Consider the following 15373-nt stretch of genomic DNA (forward strand, 5'->3'; position numbering starts at 1 on the left):
GGTGTCAGTGGGTCCAGCCGGCGGCAGCTTGGTCGTCGAAGGTGCGGTCGATGCGCTCGAAGCGGCGGCGAATCGAGCCGCGTGCCGCGCTGTGCGGTAGCACGTAGAGCCGGTTGGCTTCGATCGCGTCGGCAGTCAAGCGGGCCACCTCGTCGACATTGAGCACGGAGTCGTCGCTCGGATTCGACGCCAACTGCTGAACCGAGTCCGCGCCCGACGCGGTGGCTGGACCGTAGTCCTCACTGCGCACGCGTTCGGTGTTGGCCAGCAGATTCGTGTCGACGATCATCGGGCACAACACCGTCACACCGATGCCGTTGGCGCGCACCTCGCGCGACAACGTCTCCGCGAGCGCGACGACGCCGTACTTGGCGACGCAGTAGGGGCCGAGCCCGACGTTGGGGATCAGCCCGGCGAACGACGATGTGAACGCGATGTGGCTGTCGGCTTGCTGGGCGAGCAGCCGCGGCAGGAATGCCTCGACACCGTGGATCGGTCCCCACATGTCGACGTCGATGACGAACCGCCAGTCGTCATGGCTGGTCTGTGCGATCGGGCCGGCGTAGGCGATACCGGCATTGTTGAAGACCAGGTGCACGTCGCCGAACACGCCGAATGCCTCGTCGGCCAACCGGTTGACGTCGTCGAACTTCCGCACGTCGCACACCACGCCGTGGGCCTCGACGCCGTCGGCGCGCAGGTCGGCCACGGCACGGTCGAGCGCGGCCGAGTCGATGTCGCTGAGCATGATGCGCGCCCCGCGCCGGGCGAACTCTTGCGCGGCGGCGAAACCGATGCCGCTTGCACCGCCAGTGATGACCGCTGCGCGGCCGTTGAACGTCTCCACCCGCCGAAGACTAGGCGGTCAGGTCAGATCGCGGGGTCGATCCCACGCCGGCTCGCCCAGCCGGGCGCGGATCGCCGCCCACGGGTCCGCGTACTTGCCGGGTGTATTGCGGTATGCGCCCCGTCGCGCGAGCAGTGCGCGCGCAAGCGGCGCAAGCGGTGTCAGCAACCGCATCGCGTACCGCGTCCAGCCCGCGTTGGCGGCGGCCTCGGCTTTCATGTCAGGCCACGAGTAATGCTGGAACCGCAACGCTTCCTGCGCGCGCGTCGTGTCCATCCAATCGGTGACGAACCACGTGTCGTCGCGCTCGGGGTCGCCGGGTCTGCCGGGCGGCAGTACCCCGGGCAGGCCTCGGGCCGCCGCCAGCGCCGCGCCCACGTCGCCCTGGCGGATCCGGTGCGAGTCGTCGCCCGCGATCAGCAGGATCTCCCCGACGACGTCGGCGGTGGTCGCCGCGGCGAAGGCCCACGCGACATCGCGGACATCGACGGTGTGCAATCGGCCGTCGGTCGGAAGGAGGCTCTCGAAGTACAGGGCGTCGGCGCTCATCGGCATCGCGTTGGGATCGGTGCTCAACACACCACCGAGACGCAGAACCACCCACGGCAGTTTCGAGGCCCGCACGATCGCCTCGGCCTCCGCCTTGGTGCCGCTGTACAGGTCGCACGGCCGCATCGGGTCATCGGCCCGCACGGGCGCGCTCGCCGTGTGGGGGTTGCGCGCACCGTAGACCGCGTTGCTCGACGCCTGCACGAAGCGCGGCGGCGTCGGTTGTTGTTCGGCGATGCGCACCAGCGTGGCGGTGGCTTCGACGTTGACGCGCCGGGCGAGGTTGGGGTTCTTGTAGATCGGCGGCGGGATCACGGCGGCCAGATGGATGATCGCCTCGGGCGCGGTGTCGGCGACAAGTCGCTGCACTTGAGCCTCGTCGGTCAGGTCGGTCCATCGCACGGAGGCGCCCCGCGGGAGTTTCGCCTGTGCTTTCCTGTTCGCGGGTGTCTCCAGGTCGGCCACCACCACCGAGCGTCCGAGTTCCGCGAGCCTGCGCACGGTCGCCGACCCCACCAGGCCGAAGCCGCCGGTCACCAATACCGCCGCCATCCTGCCTCCCACCTGCGAATATGACATTCTCTTTTTACGAAAGTAGCATGTTCAGGTCTAGGGGAGGGGCGGCGCGGGGTATGACAGGTACGCCATGAACAGCAATGGGGCGCAGAAGCCGGAAGTCGCCAAGTGGGACCCGGCGTTCACCCGCGGCATCGTCAACACGGTCGGCCCGCTCATCCGGCGGTACTTCCGCGCTGAGGTGCGCGACGTCGACGCCATGCCGGCTGCCGGTGGGGCGCTGTTGGTGTCCAACCACTCGGGCGGCATGCTGACGCCGGACGTGCTGATCTTCGCGCCCGCCTTCTACGAGAAGTTCGGCTTCGACCGCCCTGTGTACACGCTTGGGCACGACGCCATATTCGTCGGGCCGGTCGGCACGTTGCTGCGGCGCGCGGGCGTCATCGGTGCCAATCGGGAGAACGCGGCGAAGGCCTTGCGTGAAGGCGCGGTGGTCCTGGTGTTCCCCGGCGGGGATTACGACTCCTACCGGCCGACGTTCAGCGAGAACGTGATCGACTTCGCCGGCCGTACGGGCTACGTCCGGACCGCGATCGAGGCCGGTGTCCCGATCGTGCCGATGGTTTCGGTCGGCGCTCAGGAAACGCAGCTGTTTCTCGCACGGGGCGACTCGATCGCCCGGCGCATCGGCCTCAAGCGGCTGCGCGCCGAGATCCTGCCGATCAGCGTCGGATTCCCGTTCGGGGTGTCGGTGTTCTTCCCGCCGAACCTTCCGTTGCCCGCCAAGATCACCACGCGGGTGTTGCCGCCGATTGATGTTCTCGAGCAGTTCGGGGAGGACCCGGACGTGAAGGAGGTCGACGAGCACGTGCGCTCGGTGATGCAGGCCGCGCTCGACGAGCTGGCCGCCGAACGCCGATTCCCGGTGTTGGGCTGAGAGATGGCCGACGTCCTAGGTCTCGTGCAGACGCTGTGGCGGGCGGGCCTGATCGCTCCGCTGCGCCCCGACAAATACCTGCGGATGGGGGCGGCGATGCGCCGCGTGGGCATGACGGCGACGGTCGGTTTCGCCGCGGCCGCGCAGCGCTGCCCCGACCGTCCCGGGCTCGTCGATGAACGCGGCACGCTGACCTTCAAGCAGATCGACGACCGCTGCGACGCGGTGGCCACGGCGCTGCAGAACCTTCCCGGCGGCACGCCGAAAACCGTTGCCGTGATGTGCCGCAACCACCGCGGGTTCATCGAGTCGCTGGTCGCATCGAACCGGATGGGCGCCGACGTCTTGCTGCTGAACACCTCGTTCGCGGGACCGGCGCTGGCCGAGGTGGTCGATCGGGAAGGTGCCGACGTCGTCATCTACGACGAGGAGTTCTCCGGGATCGTCGAACAGGCCATGGCAGACAAGCCGGACGCGACGCGCATCCTCGCCTGGACCGACGAAGTTACCGACGGCCCGACGCTCGACCGGCTCATCGAAGCCAATCTCGGCAAGCGGCCCGCCCCGGCCGAACGCAAGAGCGACATCATCTTGCTGACGTCGGGCACCACCGGGACCCCGAAGGGCGCCAAACGCGGTGAAGGCAGCGGCGGCGCAGGCGATCTCAAGGCGGTTCTGGACCGGACGCCGTGGCGCGCCGAAGAGGCGACCGTCATCGTCGCGCCGATGTTCCACGCGTGGGGCTTTTCGCAGTTGCTGTTCTCCGCGCTGCTGGCCTGCACCATCGTCACGCGGCGCAAATTCGACCCGGAGGCGACGCTGGAGTTGATCGACCGCTACAAGGCGACCGGCCTGGTCGTGGTACCGGTGATGTTCGACCGGATCATGGATCTGCCGGACGAGGTGTTGAATCGCTACAGCGGCAAGTCACTTCGCTTCGCAACAGCCTCGGGTTCCCGGATGCGTCCCGATGTGGTGATCAAGTTCATGGACCGGTTCGGCGACGTCATCTACAACAACTACAACGCCACAGAGGCGGGGATGATCGCCACCGCAACGCCGTCGGACCTGCGAGCGGCGCCCGACACGGCAGGAACCGCCGCCGATGGCACCGAGATCCGCATCTACGACGCGGATTTCAACGAACTTCCCACCGGGCAGACCGGTCAGATCTTCGTCCGCAGCGGCACATTGTTCGACGGATACACCTCGGGCAAGACCAAGGACTTCCACGACGGGTTCATGGCGTCGGGGGATGTCGGTTACCTCGACGAGGCCGGTCGGTTGTTCGTGGTCGGCCGCGACGACGAGATGATCGTCTCCGGCGGCGAGAACGTCTACCCGATCGAGGTCGAGAAGACGCTGCGCCAACACTCCGATGTCAAGGAGGCGGTGGTGCTGGGTGTCGACGACGAGCAGTACGGTCAGCGCCTCGTCGCGTTCGTCGTGCTGAACGACGGTGGAAGCGCCGGCCCCGACGACCTCAAGCAGCACGTCCGCGACAACCTCGCCAACTACAAGGTGCCGCGGCAGATCACCGTCCTCGACGAACTGCCGCGCGGCAGCACCGGCAAAGTGGCGCGGAAGGACCTTCTCGACCGCGTCGACTAGCGGGCCGCTCGCGCCGGGGCCATCGCCGTACCCACCACGGACAAGGCGGGAAGTCCTGCCGCAGCGCGGATCTCGTCGAGTCCGTGCACCATGGCGTCGGTGGCTTCGTGGATGTCATTGAAGGTTCGGTCGTCGGACAGGATCGAGATGTCCACCTGGTCGACGTAGCTCCACACCGTCATGTTGAACGCGCTACCGGCCGAGAGCACGCCGATCGAGTAGATCTCGCTCACCGGGGCGCCGCCGATGTGGCCGCGTCGGCGCGGTCCCGGCACGCTCGACACCGCGACGTTCATCAGCGGATTGTGCTTGGCGCGCTGGCTCTGCCAGCGCAGTAGCGCCGGTGTCAGCGGGGGAGGCAGGTACTCCATCAGCTGGCCCTGCAGTTTGGGGCCGAGCAGTTCATAGTTCTCTTTGGCCCGCCCCGTTGCCAGCGAGGTCAGCCGGACCCGTTCGAGCGGATCATCGATGTGAACGGGAAGAGATACCGACAGCCCACCGATTTCGTTGCCGGTGATCCGGTCGGGGGACAGGTCCGTGCTGACCGGGACCGACGCCATCAACGGACGGTCCGCGCGCCCGTCGTAACGCAACAACAGTTCTCGCAGCCCACCCGCCGCAGTGGCCAGCACAAGATCGTTGAACGTCACCTCGAGCTGCTTGGCCGTCTCCTTGGTCTCGGCCAGCGACAGCGACGCGGTGGCGAACGTGCGTCCCGGCGAGACCACGTGGTTGAGGAACGTCGGCGGCGTGCGGAACATCTTCGCCAGGTCCGGTTGATCGGCGCGCTCTTTGGCGCGGCGCCGCAACTTGGTGAACCCCCGGACGGCGTCACGGGCGAGAGTGGGCAGCGCGGCGACGTTCGTGGCGTGGTCGCGCATCGCGAACTTCATCAGCTCGGAGCGACCCGGGCTGTCACAGACGGCGTAGTCCTCGTGCTCGTGCTGCGTGCCGTCCGCGAGATCCATCAGCCGCGCAAGCAGATTCGCCGATGCCACACCATCGGCCAGTGTGTGGTGCACCTTGCCGATGAGCGCGAACCGGTCGTCGGCCATTCCCTCGGCGAAGTGGAACTCCCACAGCGGCCGGCTGCGGTCGAGCGGCGTGCTGGCGATCCGGCCGATGACCTCGTCGAGCTCGCGGCGACCACCCGGGCTCGGCACGTGCACACGGCGCAGGTGGTAGTCGAGATCCACCGGGCAGTCCTCGAGCCACATCGGATGGTGCAACTTCCAGGGGATGTCGACGAGCCGGTAGCGCAGCGGGTCGAGCAGGTGCAGTCGCCGGGCGATGGTTCGCCGGAAGTGATCGAAGGTGAATTCACCGTCGAACTCGGTGGCGTTGATGATCGCGACCTTCAAGGTGTGCGTGTGCAGGTTGGGGGTCTCGCTGTAGAGCAGCATGGCGTCCATGCCGTTGAGTCGCTTCATATGCCCACCCCTGCGGACCGTCGGTGTCCAAGGGCTTCATCGAACCACTCCGACGGTGATGATCGGGGGCTTTCAGTCAGCGGGAGCGCGGAACGCCTGCTCAGTTGACGGCGGGGATGACTTTGTCGGCGAAAAGCTGGGCGTACTCGACGAACCGTTCAGCGGGCAGTCCGGGGGGCCGCAGCATCATGAAATGCTCGACGGGTATCCGCTCGCGCATCGCGCGGAAGTGAGCGACGGCCTGATCCGGCGTGATGATCTGGAGGATTCCGCTGCGTTTGAAGGTATCGATATCCATCTGCTGCGTCGCGGCGTTGGCCATACCGATCGCGTTGTCCTCGTTCATCCATGCGCCGTAGCTGGAGAACACGTGGTGGTAGAAGGGGGCGAGCTCCTCGAGAGCTTCGTCGGGATCCTCGGCAACTGTGAAGAACAGCCCGGGAATACGGATGGCTGCGGTGGCCGGATCTCTCCCGCGGAGTCGCAGTTTGACGAGATAGGAGTCGCAGACCTCTTCATTTCCGAGGTAGCCGTCGGCGTGAACGGCGACCCGCTCGAGGGCCCGGTCCGTGAATCCGCCGATGTAGAGAGGAATTTGTCCGCGCGGTGGCGCGGGCATGATTCGCGCGTCCTTGACGGTGTAGTGCTTTCCGGCGAAGTCCACCGTCTCGCCGGCCCACAGCGCGCGAACGATGTGCAGGAACTCGTCGAAACGAGTTCCACGCCGGTTGAACGATTCTCCGTACATCTCGTATTCGCGGCGCCGGTAACCGATCGCGAGCGCTGTCTCGAGCCGGCCGTCGGAAAGGATGTCGAGAACAGCGCACTCTTCGGCGAAGCGCACGGGGTGATAGAGAGGCCCGATCGCGACGGCCGCGCCGATACGAAGCGTCGATGTTCGTGCCGCCATTGCTGCCAAAACCAGATTCGGCGTCGGGAGATAACCGTCGTCGGCACCGTGATGCTCGGGTAACCATGCGCCGCGAAACCCGACGGTCTCAGTCCAGGCAACTATGTCGAGCGTTTCCCGATACACGTCGACCGAGGGGCGCCGCCACTGCTCGGGATTCCGCATGTCGTACAGATAACCGAAGGTGAGCGCCACGGGTCTTACCTACCGCGCGTCATCCGACGCTACCGGCCAATGATCGAGCCATGTCGGCGGCGGTGGCGACCGACTGCAGCACCATGGACCCGAATGCGTCGGCGACCTCGCGGTCGCCGTCCGGAGACGTCGCGTTGCGCGCATAGGTTCGTTCCAACACGATGCCGATCTTGAAGTTGGCCAACACCAGGTAGTAGTCGAGGTTGTCGGTCGGCAGGCCGCTGATGTTCTCGTAGTGCTCCAAGAGTTCACTGCGCGGCGGCATGCCCTCCATCGGCAGGTAGAAATCGGTTTTCGGCTCGTCACCGTCGTAGCCGAGGACCGCCCAGGCGAGGTCCAGCAAGGGGTCGCCGATCGTGGTCATCTCCCAGTCCACCAACGCGGCCAATCGTGCCGGTGCACCGTGGGCGAACATCACGTTGGCGAACTGGTAGTCGCCGTGCATGATGCCTGGCGTGAAGTGTTCGGGCCGGTTGGCTCGGAGCCAATCGGCGGCGATGTCCAACCCCGGCAGCTCACGAACCTGAAAACCCGAGAGAAACGACAACCAACGGTCGACCTGACGTTCGTGGAAGCTCTCTGGCCGGCCGAAACCCTGGAGACCCTGCGCCCGCCAGTCCACCCGTGCCAATTTCGCGGCGCCTTCGACCAGCTGGAACGCGAGTCCGCGTCGAGCCTCCAGATCGGTGTCGAAGGGCGCCGCCCAGCCCCTGTCCATCGGGCTCCACCCGTCGATCTCGGCCATGACATAGAACGGCTTGCCCAGCACTTCACCCGTCTCGTCCGCAGCGATCAATTCTGCGTGGGGGACGTCGGTACCCGACAGGGCGCGCACCAGGCGGATCTCGCGCAGCAGGTCGGCCAGTCGCCGCTCATCAGCGCGATCACCCGGCATCCTCATGACCATCCGGCTCCCGCCGCGTTGGATCACGTACAGCGCGTTCTGGGACCCACCTGAAAGATGCTGCAGCACAGGCAGTTCACCGCTTCCGGTCACTTCCTGTTCGTCGAGCCATCGGCTCAGGCGGTGGACGTCGATGCTATTGTTCACGAAAGCGCTCCTGTTTATGTCCGGACTCGATTCAAGCAGTGGCTTTGGGACCGCGAGGATTCCAGAACGACAGACGCCAACTGGACATGTCCAGGCAGTCGGACATGACGATTCTTCCGGCCGCCACGCCCTCCTGGATCTTGTTCAGGATGGCATCGACATCGCCTTCCATCTCGTAGATGATCGCGTACCGATGCTCGGGTGCTGTTCCGCCCTCCATGTGATAAATGTCGGCGTCCTTGAGGTCGTAGCGTTGCGCCGACAGCATCCCGGGAATGGCGAGCAGGTCCGGAATGTGGACGTTGTCGTACCAGTCGTTGAACTCGTCGTCCCTGCCCTCCAACGGGTTTGAGAAGACGATCTGGATAAATCTGTCGGACATGTTGCTCCTGTTCTGATCTCAGGTGTTCTGTTCCATCGCGGCGATCCATTCTTCGTAGTCGGCTGCCTTCGCGGACAACAGTTCCTGGCCGAGGGTTGAGTCCAATATGAGGAAGCGCTCCGCGTCGATCGCATTGACCAAGCGGTCAGCCACCTGCGCAGGAGTCGCGGCATTCTGCACTATCGGGTGGTCGGCCGGTATTCCGTCACCCAGCAGCATCGGCGTCAGCATCGGGCCCGGGCAGAAGCATGAGACCTTGATCCCTTTCGGTCGGTACGTGGCGGCCAGCCACTCCGAAAATCCCAAAGCCGCTTTCTTGGTAACCGAGTAGGCCGGCTTGTCGGGGTGTAGCGCCAAAGCGACGATCGACGCAGTCTGAAGAAGATAACCCTCGCCGCGCGCGAGCATCGCCGGCAGCACTTCCCGAACGGCGTACACGTGCGACATCACATGCAGGCGCCAGCTCACGTCCCACAACTCGTCATCGGCGATGCGGCCGTGCTGAGCAGGACCGGTGTAACCGGCGTTGCTGAACCAGATGTCGACATCGCCGTGGGTTCGGCGAGCCAGGTCTGCAACGGCGCGGACGTTCTCCTCCACCGTGATGTCGCACGCCAGACCTACGGTGTCGACCGCTTTGCAAACACGCTCGACACCCTCCGGATTCTTGTCGGTGACAACAACTTTCGCGCCCTCATCGGCGAATCTGTGCGCGCACGCCTCACCGATTCCGCTACCGGCTCCGGTGATGACGACGACTTTGTCGCGCAGCTGCATCTATAAGGCCCGCTCCGAAGACGCCATGGCGGGGCGCAACTCGCTGACCGACTTGACGCTGATGTCCCAATCGCCGACCTGAGCACGCAGCGCGCCCACCGTCGCCTGTTCACGGGGGACGTGCGCGAACGGATCGTACCGGAAGTGCCGCATGGCGTTGAGGTGTGTGATCTTGTTTATCTCCTCGTCGGGGACGTCGACAAGTGACTTCATCAGCACCTCCGGCGCCTGCGGCCACGTGGTGTCCGAGTGCGGGTAATCGCACTCCCAGGTGATGTTGTCGATGTTCAGGTGATGGCGGTTTTCGATGCCCACGAAATCGTCGATGAAGCAGAAGATCACGTGCTCCTTGAAGATCTCGGATGGCAGGCGATCACCGAGGTCCATGCCGCTCCAGTGCTGTGTGTGCTTGTAGATGTAGTCCACCCGCTCGCAGAAGTACGGCAGCCACCCTGTGCCCCCTTCGGACAGGGCAATACGAAGCGAGGGGAATTTCCGGAAGACCGGGCTCCACAGCAGATCCGCTGCGGCGGAGAACAATCCGATCGGAGAGAGGGTATAGATGAGCTCGATGGGCGCATCCGGAGAAGTCATGGGTGGCGCAGAATTCGACCCGAGGTGGATGCACACGACGGTGCCCTCGTCGGCGCAGGCCTCCCAGAACGGATCCCAGTGCTCGTCGTAGATGCTCGGCAGGCCCAGGTCATAGGGGCTGGAAGAAAAGGTCACGGCGTGGCACCCACGTGCAGCGAGGCGCCGCACTTCGGCGGCAGTACCCTCCGGGTCCCACATCATGGGTAGTCCCAGAGGGATGATCCGGCCGGGGTGTGTGCCTGCCCAGTCTTCGACGTGCCAATCGTTGTAAGCGCGCACCATCGCCGCGGCCTGGTCCTTGTCCGCGGTCTCCATGAACAGCTGGCCGCAGAATCGGGGGAAGGATGGAAAGCACATCGAACCGAGAACGCCGTTGGCGTTCATGTCCTTTACCCGAGCGTCGATGTCGTAGCAGCCCAGCCGGATCTCTTCGATCGATGTGGGTTCCATGCCGAATTCGCTCGGTGGACGCCCCGCTACGGCGTTGAGCGCGGGGTTGAGAATCTCCTGGTTCTCATAGGTCCAGGCCATCGTACCGTCGTCACGACGGATGAACCGGGGTGCCTTGTCTTCATATTTCTTGGCGACCCGCCCCTCGAACATGTGGGCCGGTTCGATCACATGGTCGTCCACGCTCACCAGAATCAGATCATCGACGTTCATTTTCTTCCTTTTCTTCGGTGACGGTTCGCCGCGACGGTTGTGCACAACGGATCAACCCATCAGGTCGAGCATCAATCGCTCACTGAATTCCGACTCCTCGGCCCACGCCACATTGGCCGCCATGGCCCGCGTCCACACGGACACCGCACGGGCTGAGTCATGATCAGCAGCCGCGCTGACGAACTGTGAGAAAAGGCCCTGAGTCCGGCGATTGGATTTCGTGACCCAGGGAAGGCCCGTTACGTCGGCCGTGATGCTCGGTTCGACGGCAACGCGAACCCAGTGCAGAATCTCGGCGATCACGGTGAGTGCGGGATTCTTGACGGCAGAGAATGCGATCTTCTCTGCCTCTCGATAAGTGGTGACGAACCTTGCGGTGTCTTCGACGGATTCGGCGAGGTCGGTGTTGATGCCGTTGAGAACGGTGAGTTGTCTCGCTCCGATCCGCGATGCGACCAGACCCATGATGGAGGGTTCGATCAGCCGAAGTCCCCGGTGGAAGTCGGCCAGGGTGGTGCCGCGCGCTTCGAGCACGATCCCGGCCAATTTGGCGGCGACACGTGTGGTGGGAGTCCGGATGGCAGCCCCGGCCCGGTCGCCCGTGCGCAGATCCAGAAGGAACTCCATCTCCAGAATCCGTAAGGCCTCCCGCAGTGTGGGTCTGGATATGTCGAATTCGGCGGCCAACTCGGCCAACGGCGGCAGGCGGTCCCCCTCACCCAGCCGGCCCTCGGCGATACGCGCTCGGATCTCGGTGGCCACCACAGACGCCCGGCGGGGTGCCGATTCGCCACTGTCGTGCCCGGCCTGGGCCCGCCACAGCGGTGTGACATCGATCGGTTGCCGGCTGACGTTCCGGCTTACCAGCATCCGATTGGTGGTGTAAAGGTAGTCGCTCCAAGTATTTTGGGCGAGCGCCCCGTCCCTGCGCCTGGCCGCGTCCAGGAAGGCGCTGTGGCTGACCACCACGCGCCGAGCTATCTGCTCGGCCGAAGAGTTGTCGGTGCTGCCGATGGAGGAGTAGACCTGCCCGGCGTAGATGTCCCGGAAGACGCCGGCGATGACCGCAAGGGTGCGGTTTCCGGACAGCTCGATGACGGCCTGGTCGAAGGCCGACATCGCGGTGACGAAGGCGAGCGGACTGTCGGCCGCCCGTTCCGCATCGTGGAGTTCGACCAGCGTTTCGATGTCTTCGAATCCGGCTTGGGCAGCGAGTAATTCCGCTGCCGGCGGTTCGACGACCGTGCGCACCTCTTCCAGATGAGCGAGGGTGGTCTTGCGCAGTTGCAGAAGAAGCGCCACGTATCGGGCCACCGCGTCCAGGCCGGGCCGCCGGACCACCGCGCCACCGCCGCGGCCGCGCCTGATCTCGACGAGCTGCTGGGACTCCAGGATCCGCAGCGCCTCGCGCAGTGTCTCGCGGGAAATCTGCAGTTGCGCGGTCAGGTCTGCTTCGGGTGGGAGCTGCTGATCGGCGGCGAGCTGGCCGCTGAGGATCTGGCGCCGAAGGTCGTCGGCGAGCAGATGCGAAACCTTCCTGGTGTTGCGCCTCGGCAGGGCGCGCCACACCGGGTCGCCACCGTCCATGGGCACAGGTGTGACGGCTTCGCGGGTCTGCGTATCGCGGTTTTCGGTCATACCGCAGTCAATACCATCGCGCCGCATTGTGGATACAGGCCGCTTGCCACCAATGCGACCTGAGCCTCGGGAACCTGCCGGGCCCCGCCCTGACCTCGCAGTTGCAGCACCGCCTCATTCAAGAGGCCGATTCCGTGGAGTCGGCCTTCGGCAAGCTGGCCGCCCGCTGTGTTCAGGGGGAAGTCGCCACCTGGCGCCAGGCGTTTTCCATCGCCTACCCAGTCGCCGAATTCCCCTCGAGCGCAGGCGCCGAGCGTTTCGATCCACGCCACGGTCACCGGTGTGAAGCCATCGTAGAGTTGCGCGACGTCGACATCATCGATCGTCACCGATGACCTGCGCCATAGCCGCTGAGCGCAATCGGGCATACCTCCGTAGAGGAAGTCGACATCGAAGACCCAGTCCGCGCCGCGTCCGGTGGCGTAGCTCATCGCGTCGACCAGCACCGCGGGTTGGCGTAGATCCTTCGCACGCTCGGCGGTGGTGATGACGGTGGCCACCGCGCCGTTCACGGGGTAATCGCAGTCGAGTACGCGCAGCGGGTCGACGATCATCCGTGAGGACAGATAGTCGTCCAGGGTGACTTCGTCCCGCAGCACGGCACGGGGGTTGAGTGCAGACCACCTTCGTGCGTTGACCGCGATGCGGCCGAAATCTTCTTCCGGGCGTTCGTACTCATCCATCCAGCGGCGCTTCTTCAGCGCGAGATTCACCAGGATGCCGCCGAGGTAGCCGTAGGGGGTGAGGAACTGATCTCGCCCGGTGATCTCGGCCGGCCCGCTGACCACACCTCCCTGGTGGCCGGCGGCGCGGGTCAGGCACCGGAAGGTGAGTACGGTTTCACACACCCCGGAGGCCACGGCCATGACGCCCGCGAGGGCGCCAGCCATTCCCGACGGGTTCGATGCCATGATGTCGGCGAAAGCGGCCAGGTCTGGCACCCCGAGCAGTCGCGCCATATCCTGGGCGCCAGGCGATTCCGGCCCGAACTTGTACTCGAAGATGCCATCGATGTCTGTTGCGTTCAGCCCGGCATCCGCCAACGCATCGGCGGTCGCCGCGAGCGCGAGCGAGTTCGGGTGGGGCTCGCCCTTGCGGCTCAGTTCGGAGTAGCCGACGCCGACGATTGCGACGGGACGGGTCAATGAACTCATCAGGCGGCCTCGGAGAGTCGGAACTGCGGAAGCGTGAGCGAACCCCGGTTCGCGTACACGACCTCGACCCGCATGCCGCAGGAAAGCGCAGTGCCATCGGGAACACCGACCAGATTGGTCAGGATGCGCAGGCCGGGTTGTTCGTCGAGTTCGACGAGCACGACAACATACGGCAGAGCGTCGATGAAGCCGGCGTGCAGCGGCCGGTCGACCACCGCGTAGGAGTAAATGAAACCGCGGCCGGAAACTTCGGCTGGCTCGAAATCCTGTGCCTGGCAACGGGAGCAGCATACTTCAGGCGGATACTGCAATGTGCGGCACGAGCCGCAGCGCTGAAGTACCAGTCGATGCTCTGCGGCGGCGTTCCAGAAGAACCCGCTGACATCGTCGGGCGCCGGCACCGGCCGAGGATCGGCCGACGTTTGGGCGTCCTTCTCAGTCACCGATCTCCTCCGCTCGCGGTGTCGTAACTACTAAAGCTAAAAAATACGACAGAGTCAACTATTTAGCACGCTCCGCCACGGCGGCGGCTACAGCACCCGCACCTGGCCTTCAATGGCCGGAACCGTCTCAGGGAGTCGGTAGGTAGAGATCCCGTTGCGGTACATCACGTTTTCGCGGGCGTGCTCGGGTAAGTGCTTGACGAGCCAGCGGGGGTCGTCGAACGTCCAGTGCGGGTAGTCCGAACTGTAGAGAAGGATCTTGTCGCACTCCATCCACTCGAATGCGCGAAGCAACTCCGTCTTGTCCTCGGGATAGTCGAGCGGTTGGGTCGTGAACTTGATGTGATCCTTGACGTATTCGGACGGCCTGCGCTTGATGTCGACCCAGGGCTTGCGCGCCTCGTAGATGGCGTCCATCCGCCACATCAGCGGCAGGATCCAGGTGAAGGCGTGCTCGATGAAGACAACGCGCAATGCGGGAAATCGGTCGAACACTCCGTCGAAGATGAGGCTCATCACCTGGTTCGCAGCCAGTAATGAGTAGGTGACCATAAAGTCGTGGTTGTAGCTGGGTATCCCGACTGGTGGCATCGGAAGTTCCTCGTGATGGCTGCGGCCAAGGTGGCAGCTGACGGTGATGTCGTGTCGGGTTGCCGCTGCCCAGATCGGGTCGTATTTCGGATCGCCCCATGACGGCCGGGGTTCGGCATTGATGAGGACCTGGGCCATGTAAGGGTGAGGGGCCCACCGCTCGATCTCGCGGACACACGCCTCGGGTTCCTCGATTGCGAGGCAAATAGATCCACGCCATCGTTGGTGCCAGTTGTTGCGATCGTCGAGCCAGTGGTTGGCTTGCCAGCTGTTGTGGGCGGAGCAGATCGCGGCGGTCGCCTCCGGCAGTCGGCAACTGCCGTGTATCGGCTCCAATATCGCGATGTCGGCACCGGCCTCGAGGATCAATTGTTTGAAGGCCAGTTGAGGATCGCTGCCGGCAAACTCGCCATCTGCCGGAAAGGTGTCTACGCGCATAGCGCGGGCATGGGCGTAATCCGGTGCGTCGTAATAGATCTGTTCACCCACGGGTCGGCTGAGAAAGTACTTGCTGCGCCACGGCTCGGGGATGTACTGCGTCAGATCCCCGCTCCTGGGAACGGGATGCACGTCGGAGTCGACACAGCGAACAGCGATCCGCTCGGCGGGTGCCGTGCGTTCACCTGTGTGGATAGTGGGCATCATCTCTTCTTCGTCACTCGAAATACGCAGCAGTCAACAACTCGGAAGATCGTTGTTCTACTGGAGCGCCCGTTGTCGACCAAGCTTCGAATCTGGGTCGGCCGACATCTCATCGAGAACGATGGCCTGTTCCGGACACGACTGCGCTGCCTCGCGCACTCGTTCCTCCTGGTCGGCCGGTACGACTTCAGCGACCGCGGAAGAGCTACCGTCCACTTCGCTGAGTTCGAACATGTCGGGCGCGATCATCGCGCAGAGCGTATGCCCCTGGCAGCGGGTCGAATCGACGTGGACCTTCACGAAAATCTCCCTCCGAGAGCTCCGGGCCGTGATCGCGTCATACCCAGCGGGCAGCGATCACCGACGCACGGCCACTCGATCAGCTAACCGCAGACAGCCGACCTAGTCAACTATTTTTCATGTTAGGGTCGCATCGCTACTGG

At 64.7% G+C, this 15373-nt stretch carries 15 protein-coding genes; 2 read left to right on the top strand and 13 right to left on the bottom strand.

Going from position 1 to position 15373, the window contains the following annotated elements:
- Positions 1-4: 4 nt before the first annotated feature.
- Positions 5-847 (bottom strand): SDR family NAD(P)-dependent oxidoreductase, encoded by an 843-nt coding sequence (locus AU072_RS05990; RefSeq protein ID WP_064412926.1) that lies wholly within the window; start codon positions 845-847, stop codon positions 5-7.
- An 18-nt stretch (positions 848-865) separates the two neighbouring features.
- Positions 866-1948 carry an NAD-dependent epimerase/dehydratase family protein gene (locus AU072_RS05995; RefSeq protein ID WP_064412927.1) on the bottom strand — a complete coding sequence of 361 codons (1083 nt, stop codon included), beginning with the start codon at positions 1946-1948 and terminating at the stop codon, positions 866-868.
- A 94-nt stretch (positions 1949-2042) separates the two neighbouring features.
- Here AU072_RS05995 and AU072_RS06000 point away from each other — a divergent pair, with 94 nt between their 5' ends.
- Positions 2043-2849 carry a lysophospholipid acyltransferase family protein gene (locus tag AU072_RS06000; protein WP_064412928.1) on the top strand — a complete coding sequence of 269 codons (807 nt, stop codon included), beginning with the start codon at positions 2043-2045 and terminating at the stop codon, positions 2847-2849.
- 3 nt (positions 2850-2852) lie between these two features.
- Positions 2853-4460 carry an acyl-CoA ligase FadD12 gene (fadD12, locus tag AU072_RS06005; protein ID WP_064412929.1) on the top strand — a complete coding sequence of 536 codons (1608 nt, stop codon included), beginning with the start codon at positions 2853-2855 and terminating at the stop codon, positions 4458-4460.
- Here fadD12 and AU072_RS06010 read toward each other — a convergent pair.
- From AU072_RS06010 to AU072_RS06060, 11 genes are all read right to left on the bottom strand, one after another.
- Entirely contained in the window at positions 4457-5890 is a 1434-nt protein-coding gene (locus AU072_RS06010) for a WS/DGAT/MGAT family O-acyltransferase (RefSeq protein WP_064412930.1), read from the bottom strand. The genes fadD12 and AU072_RS06010 overlap by 4 nt on opposite strands.
- 100 nt (positions 5891-5990) lie before the next feature.
- Positions 5991-6995: an LLM class flavin-dependent oxidoreductase gene (locus AU072_RS06015; RefSeq protein ID WP_235629932.1), complete on the bottom strand. Its 1005-nt coding sequence runs from the start codon at positions 6993-6995 to the stop codon at positions 5991-5993.
- Between the two features lie 19 nt (positions 6996-7014).
- Positions 7015-8046: a phosphotransferase family protein gene (locus tag AU072_RS06020; RefSeq protein ID WP_064412931.1), complete on the bottom strand. Its 1032-nt coding sequence runs from the start codon at positions 8044-8046 to the stop codon at positions 7015-7017.
- Positions 8047-8077: 31 nt separating this feature from the next.
- The gene (locus AU072_RS06025; protein WP_064412932.1) at positions 8078-8428 is read right to left on the bottom strand and encodes a DUF4286 family protein; all 351 of its coding nucleotides are present in this window, start codon (positions 8426-8428) and stop codon (positions 8078-8080) included.
- A gap of 18 nt (positions 8429-8446) precedes the next feature.
- Positions 8447-9205 carry an SDR family NAD(P)-dependent oxidoreductase gene (locus AU072_RS06030; protein ID WP_064405362.1) on the bottom strand — a complete coding sequence of 253 codons (759 nt, stop codon included), beginning with the start codon at positions 9203-9205 and terminating at the stop codon, positions 8447-8449.
- On the bottom strand, positions 9206-10462 hold the full coding sequence (locus tag AU072_RS06035; RefSeq protein WP_064405599.1) for an amidohydrolase family protein: 1257 nt from the start codon (positions 10460-10462) through the stop codon (positions 9206-9208).
- 51 nt (positions 10463-10513) lie between these two features.
- Positions 10514-12100, bottom strand: a complete 1587-nt coding sequence (locus tag AU072_RS06040; RefSeq protein ID WP_064405360.1) for a FadR/GntR family transcriptional regulator — start codon at positions 12098-12100, stop codon at positions 10514-10516.
- Positions 12097-13254 (bottom strand): thiolase C-terminal domain-containing protein, encoded by a 1158-nt coding sequence (locus AU072_RS06045; protein WP_064412933.1) that lies wholly within the window; start codon positions 13252-13254, stop codon positions 12097-12099. Before AU072_RS06045 ends, AU072_RS06040 begins: the two co-directional genes overlap by 4 nt.
- Positions 13254-13655, bottom strand: a complete 402-nt coding sequence (locus AU072_RS06050) for a Zn-ribbon domain-containing OB-fold protein (RefSeq protein ID WP_197415625.1) — start codon at positions 13653-13655, stop codon at positions 13254-13256. The genes AU072_RS06045 and AU072_RS06050 overlap by 1 nt, the downstream gene beginning before the upstream one ends.
- Before the next feature lie 129 nt (positions 13656-13784).
- Positions 13785-14930, bottom strand: a complete 1146-nt coding sequence (locus tag AU072_RS06055) for an amidohydrolase family protein (protein ID WP_064405597.1) — start codon at positions 14928-14930, stop codon at positions 13785-13787.
- 57 nt (positions 14931-14987) lie between these two features.
- Complete coding sequence (locus AU072_RS06060; protein ID WP_064412934.1) at positions 14988-15230, bottom strand: ferredoxin; 243 nt, start codon at positions 15228-15230, stop codon at positions 14988-14990.
- Positions 15231-15373 lie beyond the last annotated feature (143 nt).

Source organism: Mycolicibacterium novocastrense (genome assembly GCF_001499835.1).
In the GTDB taxonomy this organism is placed as follows: Bacteria; Actinomycetota; Actinomycetes; order Mycobacteriales; family Mycobacteriaceae; genus Mycobacterium; species Mycobacterium novocastrense.

Coding starts and splice junctions, on each gene's coding strand:
- AU072_RS06000 (WP_064412928.1), top strand. CDS start 2,043: ATGAACAGCAATGGGGCGCAGAAGCCGGAAGTCGCCAAGTGGGACCCG.
- AU072_RS06045 (WP_064412933.1), bottom strand. CDS start 13,254: ATGAGTTCATTGACCCGTCCCGTCGCAATCGTCGGCGTCGGCTACTCC.
- AU072_RS06030 (WP_064405362.1), bottom strand. CDS start 9,205: ATGCAGCTGCGCGACAAAGTCGTCGTCATCACCGGAGCCGGTAGCGGA.
- AU072_RS06025 (WP_064412932.1), bottom strand. CDS start 8,428: ATGTCCGACAGATTTATCCAGATCGTCTTCTCAAACCCGTTGGAGGGC.
- AU072_RS06010 (WP_064412930.1), bottom strand. CDS start 5,890: ATGAAGCGACTCAACGGCATGGACGCCATGCTGCTCTACAGCGAGACC.
- AU072_RS05995 (WP_064412927.1), bottom strand. CDS start 1,948: ATGGCGGCGGTATTGGTGACCGGCGGCTTCGGCCTGGTGGGGTCGGCG.
- AU072_RS06040 (WP_064405360.1), bottom strand. CDS start 12,100: ATGACCGAAAACCGCGATACGCAGACCCGCGAAGCCGTCACACCTGTG.
- AU072_RS06035 (WP_064405599.1), bottom strand. CDS start 10,462: ATGAACGTCGATGATCTGATTCTGGTGAGCGTGGACGACCATGTGATC.
- fadD12 (WP_064412929.1), top strand. CDS start 2,853: ATGGCCGACGTCCTAGGTCTCGTGCAGACGCTGTGGCGGGCGGGCCTG.
- AU072_RS06055 (WP_064405597.1), bottom strand. CDS start 14,930: ATGCCCACTATCCACACAGGTGAACGCACGGCACCCGCCGAGCGGATC.